Below are 2,484 nucleotides of genomic sequence, written 5' to 3'. Positions count from 1 at the left end.
CAAATTGCTGTCAAATGAACGTAATCAGTTAATCCCGTGTTCTTTCATATTGAAAGACTTTTGCCGGTGCCCTTTGGTGCCGGTTTTTTTTCCTGTGCTTTCAGCTCTTCAGCTCGCTATCCTTTTTTCAGATGCTCGTCATTTTTATGCTTCTCCTGAAGCGGCAGGCAGCAATGCCTGCTGAACTTCTGTGTGTAAATGGCGGTGGGGCCTTTTCGCTGGGAATTGGAAAACAGTCAGTCTGGCCGTGCAGCAGACCTGGTATATTATGCCGGGATGATTGAGAAGAGCCATGGAAACGACAGTGAACATGTTCAGAGGAATTGCAGCAGCACAAAAGCTATGACTGACAAATAAAGAGAGAACTAGAGAAGAGACAAGGAAACAAACAGAAGAAGTTCTGAAAGGAAACTTGGTTGCGGGGGCCGGATTTGAACCAACGACCTTCGGGTTATGAGCCCGACGAGCTACCAGACTGCTCCACCCCGCGTCTGAAAACGTGGCTATTGTAGCAAGAATTCGGGGTTTGGCAAGAAAAATTTTCAAAAAGTTGCTGCTGCTGTTTTTGAAAGCGTTTCCCCTGATCTCCTTCCTGACCCTGCCCCACCGGAAAACTGCCTGCCCAGAAAAGCGCTCGATTATCAGGAGACGGCATTTCATGGTGAAATGCCATCCTGACAGCATATTCCGGTTTCGGTCCAACCGGCCTCCGGTTTCCGGGATAGTGTTATTTGAGAATATGTCGCAGCTTCAGCAGCTCATCCGGCACGTCAAGCTCGGCAAACGGCAGAGGATCATAGCCCGGCATGGCCACCTGGTCGCATTTCAGAGCTATGGAGAAGGTCTTTATGTCTGTGCCGGGGATCGTGCGGCATTTAATCTTGAGGAGCTCCTGAATGGCATCCGGACAGCCGGACTGTTTTATCTTGCTGTTTACTTTGTCGTCCTGGATTGTTTTCCAGTTACGGATGTGCGCTTTTTTAAAAGCAGTCTCATTGCCGATGTAGCTTAGCAGATTATCCTTCTTGGGAGTTTTTCCGTTGTTTGAATCGGCGTTAAGATTGCATTCCTGGCCCATGCCGCAGGTGTTGATGCCGCGCTCGTCCCGGTCAGAGGCATAGTTCTTCCAGATTTCTATTACGGTTTCATAAACGTCAAAGAAGGCGGTTTGCGGGTCTCTTATGCCATCTTCGCTCTCGGCCAGGCATTTTCTTGCGCGGATTTTGGAGATAATATCGTTGATGTCTGAAACCAGCTTTCTGGTGATTTCTGCCTCCCGTGGCAGGGGCGTGAAGGAGTACAGCCTGAGCCAGTAGCGGAACAGCTCCTGAATCGAGTTTTTTTGGGAAGGCTTTGTCACGCTGCCGGGGTTTTTCAGATTTTCCAGCAGCATTCTGTAGAACGCTATTTCCAGAGCATCAAGCTGAATATCAAAATGCTCCCCCGTTCTGGTATTGCGAACACTGAGATTAAGCTTCCGGTAATCTACCCAGAGATGGATGTCATCGGGGTTTACAGAAAGTTCGTAATTGATGGCGGAAACCGCATCGGAATAAGCGGTTTCGGCACTGTTTGCTATCAGCTGCTTTCCTTTTTCGGAATCCTTCAGGATGTGTCCCAGCTTGATGAAGGGGATAAACGAAAGATCAATTTTGGCATCCCGGGCATCGATTTCTTCCCGATCCGCATTTAGGAGGGGCCGGGATTCCCGGGTGGGGTAGAAGAATTTGGGAGAGGATCTGTCCAGCCTTTCGTAACGAGGATCCACCAGAACATGAGTAAGCTCATCGTCATCGCGGCCCAGAATGGACATGGTGGAACCCATAAGATAGCTCATGGTCTTTCTGCCGCCGGCAATGGACGCCACGATGGCATAGCCTTCGCCGTCATCCTCGCCGCAGGGGAGCTCCATGAGATCCCGGGTGGTCTTGAAAATAAAGTCCGCCGCGCACCGCTCTTCCTCGTCCGTCCGAATGTCTTCCAGAAAGCCGCCTTTCTGATCTGAAAACACATGAATGTTCTGCTCTTTCACAGTCAGAGGTTCCCAGTCGTATTCCCGGCACATTTTTAAAAAGACATTTTCGTCGGGGTTGTCTGACAAAAGCCCCATCAGGTTGTTTTTGCCGCGGACGGTGGTGATGACGTGGATTTCCTGAATGTCGTATCCGGTTTCCTTAAGCTTGAAGAAGGTTTCGGTAATGATTTGCGGTGTTTCTCCGGATACCGCAAGAAGGATGTACTTTTTGTCGGGATTCATAATGGTTCTCCGTTAAGATTTGCTTCATTGTAATTATGCCAGATCTTTCATTTCCGGAAGTCCGGCTCAGATCCCGGATCTGGCTATTCGGGATCATGGCGTCTCTGGCGTTTTTTGCCGCTAATCGGCGCTCCTGTTTTGCCGGAACAGGTTTCTGAAAATTGCGCTGTCCCCGCGCTTATGGCATTACCTGATCGCAAGGCACAGGATACCAAGCGCTATGATGA

General features: G+C 49.6%; 2 protein-coding genes and 1 tRNA gene. 1 reads left to right on the top strand and 2 read right to left on the bottom strand.

All coding sequences use genetic code 11. From position 1 onward, the window contains the following. Window positions 1-184 (top strand): hypothetical protein (locus ACJROR_RS07870; protein WP_406546644.1); only part of this gene is annotated, 184 nt, incomplete at its 5' end. A 229-nt stretch (window positions 185-413) separates the two neighbouring features. Here the strand turns inward: ACJROR_RS07870 and ACJROR_RS07865 are convergent. Both ACJROR_RS07865 and csm6 read right to left on the bottom strand, forming a co-directional pair. Further along, window positions 414-490: transfer RNA gene (locus ACJROR_RS07865), tRNA-Met, on the bottom strand. Window positions 491-727: 237 nt separating this feature from the next. Further along, a complete protein-coding gene (gene csm6 / locus ACJROR_RS07860; RefSeq protein WP_406546643.1) occupies window positions 728-2,257 on the bottom strand; it encodes a CRISPR-associated ring nuclease Csm6 in 1,530 nt (509 codons plus the stop codon). Between the last annotated feature and the right edge of the window lie 227 nt (window positions 2,258-2,484).

The sequence above is a fragment of the Succinimonas sp. genome, assembly GCF_045225735.1.
Lineage (GTDB): Bacteria > Pseudomonadota > Gammaproteobacteria > Enterobacterales > Succinivibrionaceae > Succinimonas.
Note: the sequence above shows the minus strand (reverse complement) of the source record. Positions and strands in the feature narration are given on the sequence as shown.